The 15,249-nt window shown below is 67.8% G+C and carries 16 protein-coding genes; 7 read left to right on the top strand and 9 right to left on the bottom strand.

The window, feature by feature from the left end:
- The first annotated feature begins 52 nt into the window (after positions 1-52).
- Entirely contained in the window at positions 53-811 is a 759-nt protein-coding gene (locus tag RTY13_RS04300; protein WP_312781375.1) for a hypothetical protein, read from the top strand.
- Here RTY13_RS04300 and ald read toward each other — a convergent pair.
- From ald to RTY13_RS04275, 5 genes are all read right to left on the bottom strand, one after another.
- Entirely contained in the window at positions 808-1,926 is a 1,119-nt protein-coding gene (gene ald, locus RTY13_RS04295) for an alanine dehydrogenase (RefSeq protein WP_312781374.1), read from the bottom strand. The genes RTY13_RS04300 and ald overlap by 4 nt on opposite strands.
- A gap of 194 nt (positions 1,927-2,120) precedes the next feature.
- Positions 2,121-2,258 carry an entericidin A/B family lipoprotein gene (locus tag RTY13_RS04290; RefSeq protein WP_312781373.1) on the bottom strand — a complete coding sequence of 46 codons (138 nt, stop codon included), beginning with the start codon at positions 2,256-2,258 and terminating at the stop codon, positions 2,121-2,123.
- Positions 2,259-2,338: 80 nt separating this feature from the next.
- The gene (locus RTY13_RS04285) at positions 2,339-4,072 is read right to left on the bottom strand and encodes a sensor histidine kinase (RefSeq protein WP_409450281.1); all 1,734 of its coding nucleotides are present in this window, start codon (positions 4,070-4,072) and stop codon (positions 2,339-2,341) included.
- A gap of 7 nt (positions 4,073-4,079) precedes the next feature.
- Positions 4,080-4,688 carry a sigma-70 family RNA polymerase sigma factor gene (locus RTY13_RS04280; RefSeq protein ID WP_312781371.1) on the bottom strand — a complete coding sequence of 203 codons (609 nt, stop codon included), beginning with the start codon at positions 4,686-4,688 and terminating at the stop codon, positions 4,080-4,082.
- Positions 4,685-4,891: a NepR family anti-sigma factor gene (locus tag RTY13_RS04275; RefSeq protein ID WP_312781370.1), complete on the bottom strand. Its 207-nt coding sequence runs from the start codon at positions 4,889-4,891 to the stop codon at positions 4,685-4,687. The genes RTY13_RS04280 and RTY13_RS04275 overlap by 4 nt, the downstream gene beginning before the upstream one ends.
- Before the next feature lie 196 nt (positions 4,892-5,087).
- Here RTY13_RS04275 and RTY13_RS04270 point away from each other — a divergent pair, with 196 nt between their 5' ends.
- On the top strand, positions 5,088-5,882 hold the full coding sequence (locus RTY13_RS04270) for a response regulator (protein ID WP_312781369.1): 795 nt from the start codon (positions 5,088-5,090) through the stop codon (positions 5,880-5,882).
- Positions 5,883-5,936: 54 nt separating this feature from the next.
- Here the strand turns inward: RTY13_RS04270 and RTY13_RS04265 are convergent, their stop codons facing one another.
- The gene (locus RTY13_RS04265) at positions 5,937-6,206 is read right to left on the bottom strand and encodes a hypothetical protein (RefSeq protein ID WP_312781367.1); all 270 of its coding nucleotides are present in this window, start codon (positions 6,204-6,206) and stop codon (positions 5,937-5,939) included.
- 340 nt (positions 6,207-6,546) lie between these two features.
- On the opposite strand from RTY13_RS04265, the gene RTY13_RS04260 reads away from it, so the two are divergent.
- Together RTY13_RS04260 and RTY13_RS04255 are read left to right on the top strand one after the other, a co-directional pair.
- The gene (locus RTY13_RS04260) at positions 6,547-7,569 is read left to right on the top strand and encodes an NADP-dependent oxidoreductase (RefSeq protein ID WP_312781365.1); all 1,023 of its coding nucleotides are present in this window, start codon (positions 6,547-6,549) and stop codon (positions 7,567-7,569) included.
- Positions 7,570-7,582: 13 nt separating this feature from the next.
- Positions 7,583-7,990 (top strand): acyl dehydratase, encoded by a 408-nt coding sequence (locus RTY13_RS04255; RefSeq protein ID WP_312781363.1) that lies wholly within the window; start codon positions 7,583-7,585, stop codon positions 7,988-7,990.
- Between the two features lie 96 nt (positions 7,991-8,086).
- Here the strand turns inward: RTY13_RS04255 and RTY13_RS04250 are convergent, their stop codons facing one another.
- Entirely contained in the window at positions 8,087-8,878 is a 792-nt protein-coding gene (locus RTY13_RS04250; protein ID WP_312781362.1) for a SapC family protein, read from the bottom strand.
- A gap of 157 nt (positions 8,879-9,035) precedes the next feature.
- Here RTY13_RS04250 and RTY13_RS04245 point away from each other — a divergent pair, with 157 nt between their 5' ends.
- The 3 genes from RTY13_RS04245 (at position 9,036) to RTY13_RS04235 (ending at position 10,986) form a co-directional block, all read left to right on the top strand.
- Positions 9,036-9,530, top strand: coding sequence for a Fur family transcriptional regulator (locus RTY13_RS04245; RefSeq protein WP_312781361.1), 495 nt, complete (start codon positions 9,036-9,038; stop codon positions 9,528-9,530).
- A gap of 5 nt (positions 9,531-9,535) precedes the next feature.
- Positions 9,536-10,426 carry an alpha/beta hydrolase gene (locus RTY13_RS04240; RefSeq protein ID WP_312781360.1) on the top strand — a complete coding sequence of 297 codons (891 nt, stop codon included), beginning with the start codon at positions 9,536-9,538 and terminating at the stop codon, positions 10,424-10,426.
- Between the two features lie 80 nt (positions 10,427-10,506).
- Positions 10,507-10,986: a hypothetical protein gene (locus tag RTY13_RS04235; protein ID WP_312781359.1), complete on the top strand. Its 480-nt coding sequence runs from the start codon at positions 10,507-10,509 to the stop codon at positions 10,984-10,986.
- A gap of 4 nt (positions 10,987-10,990) precedes the next feature.
- Here the strand turns inward: RTY13_RS04235 and RTY13_RS04230 are convergent, their stop codons facing one another.
- On the bottom strand, positions 10,991-12,154 hold the full coding sequence (locus RTY13_RS04230; RefSeq protein ID WP_312781357.1) for an aminotransferase class V-fold PLP-dependent enzyme: 1,164 nt from the start codon (positions 12,152-12,154) through the stop codon (positions 10,991-10,993).
- 77 nt (positions 12,155-12,231) lie between these two features.
- The gene (gene secA / locus RTY13_RS04225) at positions 12,232-15,084 is read right to left on the bottom strand and encodes a preprotein translocase subunit SecA (RefSeq protein WP_312781356.1); all 2,853 of its coding nucleotides are present in this window, start codon (positions 15,082-15,084) and stop codon (positions 12,232-12,234) included.
- Positions 15,085-15,249: the final 165 nt, after the last annotated feature.

Below are 15,249 nucleotides of genomic sequence, written 5' to 3'. Positions count from 1 at the left end.
GGTTCGGCGGCGTTTACCCGGCGTTAGGCGACACGGCCGACCCTGCCCGGCCATGAACATCGGCTCCCTGTTTCCTGCGCTCCAGACGGCCAAGCCAGAGGCGCGATCCGAGGCGACCTCGGCGCGCGATGAGCGTCGGCAGGCCCTGGCCGACGCCAGGCTGAGCGACGCCCGCGCGGCGGTCGAAAGCCTGAAGCAGCGCACCAGCAGCGCTTCGGAAGAGAAGAAGGCGGCGGCCAAGAAGAAGATCGAGGAGATCAAGGCCCGGCTGCAGATGCTGCAGATGGCCATGATCGGCGATCCCAAGGGCGCGGCCCGCATGGCCGCGGCCCTGGCGCGGGAACTGGGCGCGGCGGTCAAGGCCTATGCTGCTGCAGGGGGCTCGAGCGCCGGTCTGGGCGCAGCGAGCGGCGCGCCGGCGACGGGCGCATCCGGGACGGGCGGAGCGGAAGCCGCGCCGGAAGCGGTGTCGGGCGAGGTTGCGGCGGAGACGCCGCCTGCCGAGGCGCCGGTCGAGGGCGAGGACGGGGCGACAGCGGAGGCCGCCAAGGCCTCCAACCCCTATCAGCAGGCCATCGACGCGGCTCAGGCCCGCATCAACGAACAGGCCCGCCGTAGCGGCGAGCGTCAGGCCGACCGCGACACCATGGACGAGGTCAAGCGCCTGGCCGCCCGGATCAAGGCCATGGCGCAGAGGGCCAAGGACACGCCGGAAGGCGACGAGGCCGAGCGGGCCGTGGCCGGAATGGACCGCGAGGTTCAGGCGGCCATGCGGGCCATGCCGGACGGCGGGGTCGCCCTGACGATCTAGGCGCGCGCCCAGACGCCGAAGGGGTCGCTCCACGGCAGGTTCAGAGCTTCGGCCACGGCGGGATAGGTGATTTCGCCGTTCAGCACATTCAGGCCGCGCGCCAGATGCGCGTCCTTCTTCAGCGCCTCCAGCCCCTTGTCCGCCAGGGCCAGGCCGAAGGGCAGGGTGGCGTTGTTCAGCGCCTCCGAACTGGTGCGCGGCGCGGCCCCCGGCATGTTGGCGACGCAGTAGTGGACCACGCCGTCGACGACATAGGTGGGGTCCTCGTGGGTCGTCGGCTTCGAGGTCTCGAAACAGCCGCCCTGGTCGATGGCCACGTCGATCAGGACGCTGCCGGGCTTCATGGACTTCAGCTGGTCGCGACGGACCAGGGTCGGGGCCTCGGCGCCGGGGACCAGGACGGCCCCGATGACCACGTCGGCCTTGACCAGTTCCTCCTCGATGGCCCCGATGGAGGAATAGCGGGTGATGACCCGGCCGCCGGTCAGCTCGTCGATCTCGCGCATGCGCGGGATGGACCGCTCCAGCACCACCACCTCGGCGCCCAGACCCATGGCCATGCGCGCCGCGTTCAGCCCCACGACGCCGCCGCCCAGGACCAGAACCCGCGCGGGCGCCACGCCGGGCACGCCGCAGAACAGCAGGCCCATGCCGCCGTTGTGCTTCAACAAGGTCTCGGCGGCGGAAAAGACGGCGATGCGCCCCGCCACCTCGGACATGGGCGCCAGCAGCGGCAGGCCGCCGCTCTTGTCGGTCACCGTCTCATAGGCGATGGCGGCGCATCCGGAGGCCAGCAGGCCCCTGGTCTGTTCGGGATCGGGGGCCAGGTGCAGATAGGTGAAGAGGATGTGGTCGGGCCGCAGCCGCGCCCATTCGACGGCTTGCGGCTCCTTGACCTTCACGATCATGTCGCTGTCTGAAAAGACCGTCCCGGCGTCGGCGACGATGGTCGCCCCAGCCTTCTTGTAGTCGGCGTCGCTGAAGCCCGCGCCCAGGCCTGCGCCGGTCTCGATGCGGACCTCATGGCCGTGGGCGACGTATTCGCGCGCGGCGGTCGGGGTCAGGCCGACCCGGTGCTCATTGGTCTTGATCTCGCGGGGCACGCCGACACGCATGGTTTCCGTCCCTGAGTTCGCGCCCTGTCGTGCGGGGCGAGCCGAACGCTAAACCTGACCTAGGGGAACGGCTAGGCCGTAAGGTTGAAATTTGATCGGGCGCCCGGATCGCGCGCGGCCCCGTCTGAGGGCAGGCGGACATGAAAATCCCCGCCGCCTGAGGAGGCGACGGGGACGAAGGGTCTAGAACGGGCCTAGTTCTTGGCGTCGCGGGCCGCGCCCTCGACGGCCTGACCCGCAGCCTGGGTGTCCTTTCCGACGCCGGCGATGGTGTTGCAGGCTGCGGTGGCCAGAAGGGCGGCGGCGGCGGCGAATACGAACAGTTTGCGCATGGTCGGCTCCTGTGGAAACGGGCGGGGTCTGTGGATCGCCCCTCGCTGCAATCAACGCGAGCGAAGAGGGCGGGTTCCTGTCAAGCTGGCGGACGTCCCGGTTTCGACGCCTCGGGGGTGACGAAGGTGAGGCGGGCGATGGAGCCTCCGCCTGGCGCGCCGAGCATTTCCACCTGACCGCGCAGTTGTTTGGCGAAGGCGCTCATCAGGGTGCGGCCCACCCCGGCTGTGTCGTTGTCCGTCAGGCCGGGGCCGTCGTCTTGCACTTCCAGGACGCTGGTCTCGCCCAGGACCCGGAAGCGGACTTGAAGATCGCCGCCGCGCCCGGCGAAGGCGTGCTTCTGGGCGTTGGATACGGCCTCGACCAGCCACAGGGCCACGGGCGCCAGACGGTCGGGATCAATGATCAGATAGTCGGCTTCGACCGAACTGGTCACGAGCGGACCACGCATGGCTTCACCGGCGATCAGTTGCCCGACCAATTCGGTCAGGAAGGTCCGTGAATCCGCCACCCGGATGTCGTCGCTCTGGTAGAGGGTGCGGTAGATCAGGGCCAGGGCGGTGATCCTCTGGCGGGTGTCGCCCAGGGCCGAGCGCGCCGCCGGGTCGCTGACCGCCCTTTGCTGCATCGACAGCAGGGAGGAGATGATCTGCAGGTTGTTCTTCACCCGGTGGTGGATCTCGCGCATCAGCGCGTCCTTCTCGTCCAGAGAGTCGAGCAGGGCCTGGTCACGGGTGGTGATGCTTTCACCCAGCGAGCCCAGGGTGCGCGCCAGGGTGCGGATCTCGGCAGGGGCGTGTTCCGCCTGGATCGGTCGCACGGAGAACCGGCCGCGGGCGTAGATGGCGGCCACGCGTTCCAGATAGCCCAGCCAGCGGATGATGATCCGTTCCGACAGGAGCATGACGGCCAGAAAGGCGGTCAGCCAGGCGGCCAGAGGCAGGAGGAAGGTCCCGATGGGGTTCAATCGCGCCCAGGACAACAATCCCGAGGTCGGCGCCGACAGCAGGACGAAGAGATCGCGGCCCGCCAGCGGCGTGGCGGCGTAGACATGTCGGCGTCCGTCGGAGTCACGGCCCTCAAACAGGGCGGCGCGGCCCTGCTGGGCGGACCCGACCCAGGCGGCGACCGTATTCTGGCCTTCGATGGAGAAGTCCGAGGCTTCGGTCGAGACGAGGATGCGGCCGTCGGCGTCGGCCAGGGCGGATTGAGAGCCGGACGGCAGGGCGGGATCGCGGATGTCGGGTTGCAGCGCGCTCAGCGGGATGGCGGCGGCCATGGCCCCCTGGAAGGCGCCCAGCGGTCGCTCGGAACGGACCGCAATGATCAGGACGCCAGGCTCGCCGGCGGCGCGGGCCATGACGACGTTTTCGCCGTTGCGCAGCCTTTGGTACCATTCCTGGTCGCGAACCTGGGGCGGCGTGGCCGCGGCGGCGTTGCCTTCGGCGCGCGAAGCGCAGGTGGTTTCGCCTGTGGCGCTGATGCGCTGCAGCGCCGAGATGGCGTCCAGCCGCGCCACCAGGGCGGTCAGCCTCGGTTCGCAGTAGAAGCCGGGACCTTCCGGCGCCAAGGCTTGCAACAGGACCACGGTGCTGTCGATCCGGGCCTTGGCGTCGGCGGCGCTGCGCTCGGCGGCCAGTTGCAGGTCGACGCGGCGGTCCTCGGCCTGTCGGCGGAACTCCGCTTGGGTCTGGGCGGCGCTGAGGATCAGGATCGGCAGCAAGGCGACGGCCATGGCCATGCCCATGCGAAAACGGATGCCCTGAACGCTGGGGCGACCGAATTTCCGACCCCAGGCGCGGCCGAACCGCATCATGGGGTCAATCCTGCCCGGCGCCGCTCAGCCTGTCGGCGTCGGCCAGGATCGAGCGCATGGCGTCGCCGGCTGCGGCGCCGTCGCGGTCGTAGCCGCCTTTCTCGAGCGTCGCCTGCAGGGCCTTGCGGGCGCGCGACACCCGGCTTTTGACCGTGCCGACGGCGCACTGGCAGATTTCAGCGGCTTCCTCGTAGGCGAAGCCGCCGGCGCCGACCAGGATCAGGGCTTCGCGCTGTTCCTCGGGCAGGGTCTTCAGGGCTTGTCGCAGTTCGTCCAGGGCGACCGGCGCCTCGGGATCGTCGACGGCCACCAGGGTCCGCTCGGCGGCTTCCTGATCCAACTGGGTCTGACGCCAGGAGCGACGCTTTTCGGAATAGAACTGGTTGCGCAGGATCATGAAGGTCCAGGCCTTCATATTGGTGCCCATCTGATAGCTGGCCCGGGCGTCCCAGGCCTTCATCATGGCTTCCTGGGCCAAGTCGTCGGCGGCCGTGGGATCGCCGGTCAGGGTGCGGGCGAAGGCGCGCAGATGCGGGATCAGCGTCACCAGCTCCTTCTTAAAGCCGGCGTCGTCGGCCGAGGGCGGCTTGGGCGGAGCGCTGGAAATGCTCACTGGCCCTCCTTGGTCGACGACCGTTCGTCGGCCTGCCGCAGGATGTCCAGGAATTCATCGGGCACCGGCTCGTTCACGACCTGGTCGAACATGTGGCGCAGTTTGACGCCGATGGCCTGCTGGCGCAGGCGTACCTCTTCCAACCCGTTGTCCTTCGACGCTGGCGCGTCGGGACGCGGGGAGGATGCCTTGGAGTTGATCATGGAGTTCCGGCCGCCGCCCAAGCCTTGAGTAAGGGGTTCATGGAAGCCGAAAACGCTCCTTCCCTGCAAGAGTTCCTAGAGGCGTGCGAATTTATGCTCAAGCTTGCCGCGAGCAGGTGGAACCGTTTGGCGTCCGCCACGTTTAAGTAAGTTCGCGCGTCCTTAAACCGAGGACGCAGAGTGTCGGGGAATTTGTATGAGTCTATTGGCTAGGCTTGCGCCGCATCTGCCCTATGTGCGCCGTTACGCGCGTGCGCTGACGGGGGACCAGGGCACAGGCGACAACTATGTCCGCGTGGCGCTGGAAGCCCTGGCGGCGGGCGAGCGGCAACTGCCGACGGACATGACGCCGCGCGTCGCCCTCTATCACGTCTTCCACACCATCTGGTCGTCGACCGGCGCCCATCTGGAGGACGGCAGCGGTCTGGAGGTCGGCGACGACGCCTCGCGCCGTCTCATGCGCATCGCGCCGCGCTCGCGCCAGGCCTTCCTGCTGACGGCGCTGGAAGGCTTCACCCCCTCGGAGGCCGCGCAGATTCTGTCGGTCGATCCCCGCACGGTGGAGCGCCTGATCGCCGAGGCCCAGGCCGACATTGACGCCGAACTGGCGACCGATGTCCTTATCATCGAGGACGAGGCCATCATCTCGGCCGACATTGAAAGCCTGGTCAAGGAACTGGGCCACCGGGTCACAGGCACGGCCACCACGCACGACGAGGCCGTCGACGCCGTAACGCGTCATCGCCCCGGCCTAGTCCTGGCCGACATCCAACTGGCCGATGGCTCGTCGGGCATTGATGCGGTCAAGGACATCCTGAAACGCTTCGACGTGCCGGTCATCTTCATCACCGCCTTCCCTGAGCGGCTGCTGACCGGCGAACGGCCGGAGCCCACCTTCCTGATCACCAAGCCCTTCCAGCCGGAGACGGTGAAGGCGGCGATCAGCCAGGCCCTGTTCTTCCACCCCTCGCGCCAGAAACAGGCGGCCTGACGGGTTTGGGAGGAAGAGTTCAAGGCCCCGGCGATCCGCCGGGGCCTTTTTCGTTCAGGGACGCGTCTGCGGCGGCGCCGGCGTCGCTTGGTCGAAGGCGGCGACGTCCTCACGGGCGTCGCCTGCGTCGGGATTTACCGTCTGGAAGCCGCCGTTGCTGAGCAGCCACATGCCCAGCAGAAGGACGGCCGCCGCCCCGCCCGAGACAATGAGCAGCCACAGGATGCGCCGACCGCCGCGGCCCTGGCGGACATACTGAGCCTCGATCGGCACATGGTGCTCGACGGCGTCGGCGGAATGGGAATGGGGATCCTGATGGGTCATCGCGGTCTCCGGTCTGGCCTGTGGCGACGGGCCTCCTCTAGTGGCTTAGCAACGCCGCGAGCGGCGCCGTCGTTCCGGATGTGCGGCGCGGGGCGGAGGCCGGGGCACATTTTTCGGCCGTTGTGGAACTGGCCTCGAAGGCCGTCGTTATCGGATTGCGGAGGCGACAAAAGCCCCCCGACTTTGACCGGCTCTCCGGTCCGCCGTCTCCGCTCCTCATTCTCGATGATGCCACCTTCAAGCGGATCCGGCGCGGTCCGCTTTTTCTTTGGAAGCCTCTCGACAGGATCGGCCCAGGCGCCACTATGGGTCCTCAAAGAAAACGCATTGGAGACGCGCCATGAGCCTTCGCAACCGTCAGTGGGTTCTTCGCCAGCGACCCAAGGGCCTGATCCAGGACGGCGATCTGGAGTTGATCGAAACCCCGGTGCCGGACCTGAAGGACGCAGAGGTGCTGGTTCGCACCCTCTACCTGTCGCTGGACCCGACCAACCGGACCTGGATGAACGACTCCGAAGGCTATCTGCCCCCCGTGGGCCTGGGCGAGGTCATGCGCGGCCTGACCCTGGGCGTGGTCGAGCAGTCGAAGTCGGAGCGCTTCAAGGAAGGCGACATCGTCACGCCCCTGGCGGGCGGCTGGGCCGACTATGCCGTGGTGCACGAACAGGGTCTGCGGCCTGTGCATCGCGCGCCCGGTCTGCCGCTGACGGCCAATCTTTCGGTGCTCGGGATGACCGGCCTGACCGCCTATTTCGGCGTCACCGACGTGTTGAAGGCCAAGGCGGGCGAGACCCTGGTGATCTCGGCGGCGGCGGGGGCGGTGGGCTCCATCGCCGGTCAGGTGGCCAAGCAGCGCGGCGCGCACGTCATCGGCATCGCTGGCGGGCCGGACAAGTGCCGCTGGCTGACTGAAGAACTCGGCTTCGACGCCGCCGTCGACTACAAGAACGAGGACGTGGGCGAGGCCCTGGATCGACTGGCCCCGAACGGGATCGACTTGAATTTCGAGAACGTCGGCGGCGACATTATGATCGCCGTGTGGAACCGCCTGAATGTCCATGCCCGCATGGCGGTCTGCGGCCTGATCTCGTCCTACAACGCCACGCGCATGCCGCCGTCGCCGAACTTCAGCCGGATCATCACCCATCGCTTGAACGTCCAGGGCTTCCTGGTGCTGGACTACGCCCATAGGGCCCGTGAGATGGTCGAGGAGATGGGGCCGTGGCTGGCTGACGGTCGGGTCAAGTGGAAGGTCCACGTCGACGACGGCCTGGAAGGCGCGGTGACCTCGCTGAACCGCTTGTTCACCGGCGACCATGACGGCAAGCTGCTGGTCCGGGTCTCCGAAGAGCCCGCCGCCTGAGGAGCCTGACGGGATGACCGAACCGCTGCACGTCCACTTCGAGGATCTCGAGGTCGGTCAGGTCATCCCGCTGGGCGCCTGTGCGGTGGATGCGAGCGCGCTGGACGTCTTCGCCGAGCGGTTCGCGCCCGGCTGGGACGTGGCCTATGGCGCGCCCGACGCCCTGGTCTACGCCCTGTGGAGCCGGCTGTCGGCCGACAAGGCGGGGCATTGGGCCGGAACCAAGACCCTGGCCATCGACGGCCTGCGCTTCTTGCGCAATCCGCCGCCGGGCGAATTGCTGCGCGGAAGGTTGACCATCATGGGCAAGGATCCGGTCGGCGATGAAAAGGGCATCGTCATCGCCCAGCAGGACCTGCTGGACGAGGCAGGGCGCCTGGTCTTCTCCTGCCTGACCCGCGCCCTGGTGGCGCGACGGTAAAACACGGCCCTTCTCCCGCGAGGGGAGAAGGGCGGAACGGAAAACGCCCCGCCAGTTTCCTGGCGGGGCGCTTCTTTGTGAGTTCGCTGACGCCGATTAGGCGTTGGCGGCGACCGGGGTTTCGGCGGCGCGCGTGAAGGCCATGGCGATCAGACGATCCCAGCCCATCAGCGACACCAGGTGGGCGTAGATCTGGCCCAGGGCGCCGTTGTCGCGAAGCTCGACCAGCTTCTCGGCCGGCAGGGCCTTCAGCTTGTCTTCCGAGACGGCGAAGTATTCAGCCAGCTTCTGCACCTGACCGGCCGAGCCGTCGGGGTTGCGCGGGGTGAAGGAGGCTTCGCGGGTTTCAAACAGGTCCAGGTCGATCAGCAGTTTGACGAAGGATTCGGTGCGCAGGCGCTCCTGTTCGAAATTGTTGCAGAACTCCATCGCATTGTTGACGTAGGCGCTGGGCTGGCCGTTCTCGAACAGCGGCACTTCGCCGTTCTCGCCGAGGAAGGCGGCGGCGCGGTCGATGCACAGGATCATGCGGTTCTGGGTGTCGTCGTTGGCGAAGACGAAGGGGTAGCGACGGACGTAGGCCGGGATGTAGGCGTCGGCGCGGAAGTCGCCGTTATCGACAAACAGGTTGTCGTTCTGACGCAGGCCCATGGCCACGACCGGCTGCTTCAGGTCGCCCACGAAGATGATGGGGTAGGACAGGGCGGCCGGCGCGAACTCGGTCACGGTCAGCGGCACGATATTGGTCTGGGCGACGAAGGCGTAGGGCTTGTCGGCCGGGGTCACGCCCAGCTTGCCATGCGCCTCGAACGAGATCGGCTCCGGCTGCGTGTAGAACAGGACGTTGCCGGACAGGGCGCCGGACGCTTGGGACATGGTGTCGGTCATGGAAAAAGCCGGATCGGATCTGAACAGATAGGGTCGGGCCTTCTAGCCCATGGCCGGGCGCGCCGCAAACGTGTTGGTTCGGCGAACCATGGGCGTCGAGCGGGGTGAGGCGCCGGCGCCGGTTGCGGCGCGCCCTGCGACCCCTTAGCTGTGGGGCATGGGCGCTGCATGTGATCACGAACATCCTGACTGCCGACCGGGCTTGGCCGAGGTCGAAAGGACGCTGGCCGCCGTGGAGGGTCAGTGCGCCGCCGAGGGCGAGCGGATGACCGCGCCCCGCCGACGGGTGCTGGAACTGCTGTTGGCGGCAGGCGAACCGGTCAAGGCCTATGACCTGATCGCCCGCTTCGGCGCCGACGGCCAGGCCGCCAAGCCGCCGACCGTCTATCGGGCGCTTGAGTTTCTGGAACGTCGCGGCGTGGTGCATCGCATCGCCTCGATCAGCGCCTATGTGGCCTGCACCTCGGCGGCGGATGATGCGCGCGCTCACGCCGCCGCCTTCCTGATCTGCGACTGTTGCGGAGCGACCGAAGAGGTGGCCGTGGCAGGGGGGGAGGCCTTCTTGGAGGCGGCCGCCTCGGCCGGCTATTCCATCGAGCGCACCACCATCGAGGGTCACGGCCGCTGCCCGGCCTGTCGCGTGGCGGTCTGATCGACATGGACGCCTTGGCCCTTTCGGCGCCGCGGCGTCTGACGGTTCCCATCGACAACCGTTGGGGCGCGGGCGAGATGGCCGTCCTCGACTTCGGCGATCCGGCGCGACCGGTCGATTTGATCTTCGTCCACGCCAATGGTTTCAACGCCTACGCCTATCGGTCCCTGCTGCAGCCCCTGTCGGGCGCCCTGCGCATCTGGGCGCCGGATCTGCGAGGGCATGGCCGCACGCGCCTGCCCGCTCGACCGCAGGGACGGCGCAGTTGGAAGGATCATCGCGACGACCTGATCGCCCTGTTGGAGGCGGTGGACGGGCCGCCCGTCGCCCTGGCCGGCCATTCCATCGGCGGAACCAGCGGCCTGCTGGCGGCGGCGGAGCGGCCCGAGCGGGTGTCGCGGCTGCTGCTGCTCGATCCCGTGATCTGGCGCCGAGAGATGGTGCTGGCCATGAACCTGCCCCTGGTCGGGCGGCTGGCCCAGCGTTTTCCCATTGTCCAGGGCACGTTGAAGCGCCGGGCCCTGTTCGACGGCCGGGAGCAGGCGCTGAAGGCCTATCGCGGGCGCGGGGCCTTCAAGGGCTGGTCCGACATGATGCTGGCCGACTACCTTGTCGACGGGTTGATCGAGACCGATCAAGGGTTCGCCCTGACCTGTGATCCGGCCTGGGAGGCGTCCAACTATGCGGCCCAGGCGCACAACCCCTGGCGCGCCCTGCGGCGCTATCCGGGCGGGGTCCAGATTTTGAAGGCGGAAAGCGGCAGCCTGTGCGCCACGCCGGTCACGAGTCCGGACGCTGCGCCGCTGCGGGTGAACGCCGTCGCCGGCGGCGGTCACCTGTTCCCCATGACCCACCCCGAGGTCGTGCGCGACGCCCTGTTTGATCTGGCGGTCTGACGGCGCGCGACGCCATGTAGACGGTCTTCTGATCCGAACCGGGGTTGCCGTCGCGCCTTTCGGTGCTAGGCCTGAGGGCCATGACGTCGTCCGCCGCCCCGTCCAGTCTGCCGCGCATCCTGATCGGGTCGCTGATCGGCGCCGTGATCGGCCTGGTCCTGTTGGCCTTGGGTGTGGCCATCCTGTGGAATGCGGCCGACCAGCGGATGGCGGGGCCTCCATCGTCGCCACAGCCCACGACCTCGTCGGCGCCGCCGAAGCCGCCGAGCGAAGCCGCGGCCTCGCCTGTGCCCTATCCGCAGGTGACGCCCGGGCCTGCGGCGGTTCCGGTCGCGCCCGAACCCGAAGCGCCGCCGCGGGCGGCGACCTCGATCTGGCGCTCCATCTTCGACGACGATGAGGAGAGACCGGTCGCTGCGCCTCCTGCGCCCGCGCCACCGCCCGCCGCAGAGCCGCGCCCTGCGGGCCAGGCCGCGCCGGCCCCGTCCGCCCCAGTTCGGCCCGCAACGCCCCGCCGCCCGCCCGAGGCCCAGCGTCAGGACGACAGCCTCTTCTTCTGACGCCTCAGGTCAGGCGGGCGCAGGCGTGGATCAGCCGCTCCACGTCCTCTTCGGACTGATAGAGGCTGAAGCCGAAGCGGATCACGTCGTCGCGCACGTCGGTGACCACGTTCATGTGCTGAAGATCGGCCTTCCAGCGCGAGGCCTCGTCGGAGCGCAGGGCCAGGAAGCGGGCGCGCGGGGCGTCGCCCTCGACCGGGTTGAGGATCTCGGCCTGCGACAGGGCCCCGGCTTCGCCGTTTTGGATCGCCGCCTGGAAGCGCGCCTGCAGGTCGCGCGCATGGGCGGCCATGTCGGCGGTGGTCAGGCCCTGCTCGTCCAGCATCCGGCGCACGGCGTTGAGGCGGTACAGCGCGCTGACGTCGAAGGTGGCGCCCCAGAAGCGGCCGCCGTCGGTGCGGTACTGGACCCCGCCGGGCGGACCTTCCAGATGGCCGAACTCGGCGAACCAGCCGGTGATGACCGGGCGCGGGCAGAACCCCGGCGGGGAATGCAGGAAGCAGGCGCCTTCGCCCGCCATGGCGTATTTGTAGCCGCCCGCCAGATAGAAGACCTTGTCCGCCACCGCCGACAGGTCGGTCGGGGTCGCCATGAAGCCGTGATAGCCGTCGATCACCACCCACGGCCCGGCCGGGTCGGCCAGTTCCGCCAGCTCGGGGATGGCGTCGAACAGCTGGCCGGTCCGGAAGAAGACCTGGCTGACCAGGATCAGGTCATGCCCGCCCGCACGGGCCGCCGCCACGAAGCGCTCGGCGAAGGTGTTGAAGGGTTGCAGCGGCACGCGCGTGACCACGGCCTCGCCGGCCTCCTCCCAGCGCTCGGACTGGCGGCGGAAGGAGTGGAACTCGCCGTCGGTGGACAGGATGCGTACCGGCTTCTTCTCGACGCCCGACACCAGGCGGATCAGCAGGTCGTGGGTATTGGAGGTGAAGATCAAGCTGTCGGGCGAGGGCAGGTTCAGCTCCTTCGCCACGTGCTTCTGGGCCTCGGGAATGACCTCGCCGAAGACCAGGTCCCACTTGCGGTCGGCGAAGCGGTTGGCCTCGGCCCAGGCCTGGACCTGGGCGTCGAAGCTGGCGTCGGGCCACAGGTGATGGCTGTGGGCGGCGAAATGCAGCCGCTCGGGATCCAGACCCAGGGCGCGCGAGAAGAGGGGCTTGTAGCTCATGGGGCGACCTTACCCGGATCGGCGTGAGGCCCAACAGAAAAGAGGCGGGCCGCTTTCGCGAACCCGCCTCTTCATTCTCAGATCAGACTGCCGTGGCAGTGTTTGAACTTGCGGCCCGAGCCGCAGGGGCAGTCGGCGTTGCGGCTGGTGCGCTCCCAGCCGACGGGCAGGGCCTCGACCGGCAGCTTGGAACGATCGTCGCCGGTCAGCATGCCTTCCGGGTTCTGGGCCATGGGATTGGCCATCTCGTTCTCGCCGGTGCCGGGGTTCAGGTGGATTTCCTGGAACTCGGGCATCTCCATCGCAGGCGGCGCCTCGAAGCGGAACTCGACCGTCATCAGCCAGCGGGTGACGTTGTGGCGCAGGTCGTGCAGCAGGGTCTCGAACAGGTTGAAGGCTTCGGTCTTGTACTCGTTCAGCGGGTCGCGCTGGCCGTAACCGCGCAGGCCGATGACGCCGCGCAGGTGGTCCAGGTGGACCAGGTGCTCGCGCCACTGCATGTCGATCATCTGCAGCATGAACTGCTTTTCCAGACCGCGGGTCTGGTCGGCGCCGATCTGCTCCAGACGCTCGGCGGCGCGGGCGTCTGCGGCGGCGTTGATGCGCTCCTCGATCTCTTCGTTGGAGACGCCTTCCTCGGCGGCCCAGTCCTTGAGCGGCAGCTCCAGGCCCAGGGTCGAGCGGATCTTCTCGTCCAGGCCGTCCATGTCCCACTGCTCGGCATAGGCCTTGGGCGGCATGTAGCGCTCGACCAGGTCTGAGACGACGTCGAGGCGGAAGTCGGTGACCAGTTCCGAAAGGTCCGTGGAGTCCATGAACTCCTGACGCTGTTCGAACACGGCCTTGCGCTGGTCGTTCACGACGTCGTCGTACTTCAGCACGTTCTTGCGCATGTCGTAGTTGCGGGCTTCGACGCGCTTCTGGGCGGTCTCGACGGCGCGGTTCAGCCAGGGGTGGCTGATGGCCTCGCCCTCGGCCACGCCAAAGGACTTCATGATGCCGTCCAGACGGTCGCCGGCGAAGATGCGCAGCAGGTCGTCTTCACACGACAGATAGAATTTCGAGGTGCCGGGGTCGCCCTGGCGGCCGGTACGGCCGCGCAGCTGGTTGTCGATGCGGCGGCTTTCGTGGCGCTCGGTGCCGAGCACGAACAGGCCGCCGGCGGCCAGGGCCGCCTCGCGGCTCACGGCGATCTCGGACCTGTACTCGGCCTCGATCACCGCCAGCATTTCCGGCGTCACCTCGACGGCCATGTTGCGCTGTTCCTGGGTCCAGCGCTGCAGGCGCATTTCCAGGTTGCCGCCCAGCTGGATGTCGGTGCCGCGACCGGCCATGTTGGTGGCGATGGTCACTGCGCCGGGCAGGCCGGCGTCAGCGACGATATAGGCCTCCTGCTCGTGCTGGCGCGCGTTCAGGACGTTGTGCGGAATGCCGCGGCCGGTGGCGTAGGTGATGTCATAGGCGTCGTCGCCGACCTTCTGCGCATCCTTCTCGCGGCCGGCGTACTCGGCCTTGAGGGTGCGGCCGGTCTCGACCTTGTAGTCGTAGTTCTTGAGGACTTCGGACAGTTCCTCGGAATTCTCGATCGAGACGGTGCCGACCAGGATCGGCTGACCCTTGACGTGGCACTCGGCGATCTGGGCGGCGATGGCCGCGTTCTTTTCCTTGAAGGTGCGATAGACCTCGTCGTCGTAATCCTTGCGCTGGATCGGACGGTTGGTCGGCACTTCCAAGACGTCCATCTTGTAGATGTCGAGGAATTCCTGGGCCTCGGTGGCGGCCGTGCCGGTCATGCCGGACAGCTTTTCGTAGAGGCGGAAATAGTTCTGGATGGTCACCGAGGCCAGGGTCTGGTTCTCGGGCATGATCTTGACGTCTTCCTTGGCCTCGATGGCCTGGTGAAGACCTTCGGACAGGCGGCGGCCCGTCATCATGCGGCCGGTGTATTCGTCGATCAGGACGATCTCGCCAGCCTTGATGATGTAGTCCTTGTCGCGCGTGTACAGGGTGTTGGCGCGCAGGGCCTGATTGACGTGGTGGACCAGGCTGACGTTGGCCGGGTCGTACAGGTCGGTGGTGTCCTCGGCGAAGTGACCGCCGGTCTCCAGCATCTCCTCGATGCGTTCCGAACCCAGCTCGGTCAGCAGGGCCTGGCGCTGCTTCTCGTCGAGATCGAAGGTGGCCTTGTCGACGATCAGCTCTTTCACGATCGCATCGACGATCTTGTAGAGGTCCGAACGGTCCTCGGTCGGGCCCGAGATGATCAGCGGCGTGCGCGCCTCGTCGATCAGGATGGAGTCGACTTCATCGACGATGGCGAAGTGGTGGCCGCGTTGCACCATCTCGCGGCGGTCATAGACCAGGTTGTCGCGCAGATAGTCGAAGCCGAATTCGTTGTTGGTGCCGTAGGTGATGTCGGCGTTATAGGCCGCCTGGCGCTGGCCCTGCGACAGGCCGTTGACGATGACGCCGACCTCGAGGCCGAGGAAGCGATAGACCTTGCCCATGGTCTCGGCGTCGCGGCGCGCCAGGTAGTCGTTGACGGTGATGACGTGGACGCCCTTGCCCGCCAGGGCGTTCAGATAGACCGGCGCCACGGCCACCAGGGTCTTGCCTTCGCCGGTCCGCATCTCGGCGATGCCGCCTTCATGCAGGATCATGCCGCCGGCCAACTGCACGTCGTATTGACGCTGACCCATGACCCGCTTCGACGCCTCGCGCACCACGGCGAAGGCTTCGTTCTGGAGCTTGTCCAGGCTCTCGCCGGCCTCGATCCGGTCCTTGAAGGTCTGCGTCATCATGCGCAGCTCGTCGTCCGAGAAGGCCTCGAACTTGGATTCCAGGGCGTTGATCTTCTGCGCCTGGGCCTGGAAGGCCTTGACCTTGCGGTCGTTGGAGGAGCCGAAGAGTTTCTTGGCGAAGCCGAGCATGGGCGATCCGGTAAGGCGGTCGAGCGGCTGAGGCTCTGAAAACAGGAAGCGCCGTGATCGAAGGCCCGGATCGACGTCGGTCCCGACGACCCCCGGAACAGGAGGCGTGCGCAGGGGCCGCGCAGACGATCGAAAACCCCTCGACTTGGGCGCAGCCGGGACTTA

Source organism: Brevundimonas sp. (genome assembly GCF_032055285.1).
Classification (GTDB): domain Bacteria; phylum Pseudomonadota; class Alphaproteobacteria; order Caulobacterales; family Caulobacteraceae; genus Brevundimonas.
This window is presented reverse-complemented; position numbering and strand designations above follow the sequence as displayed.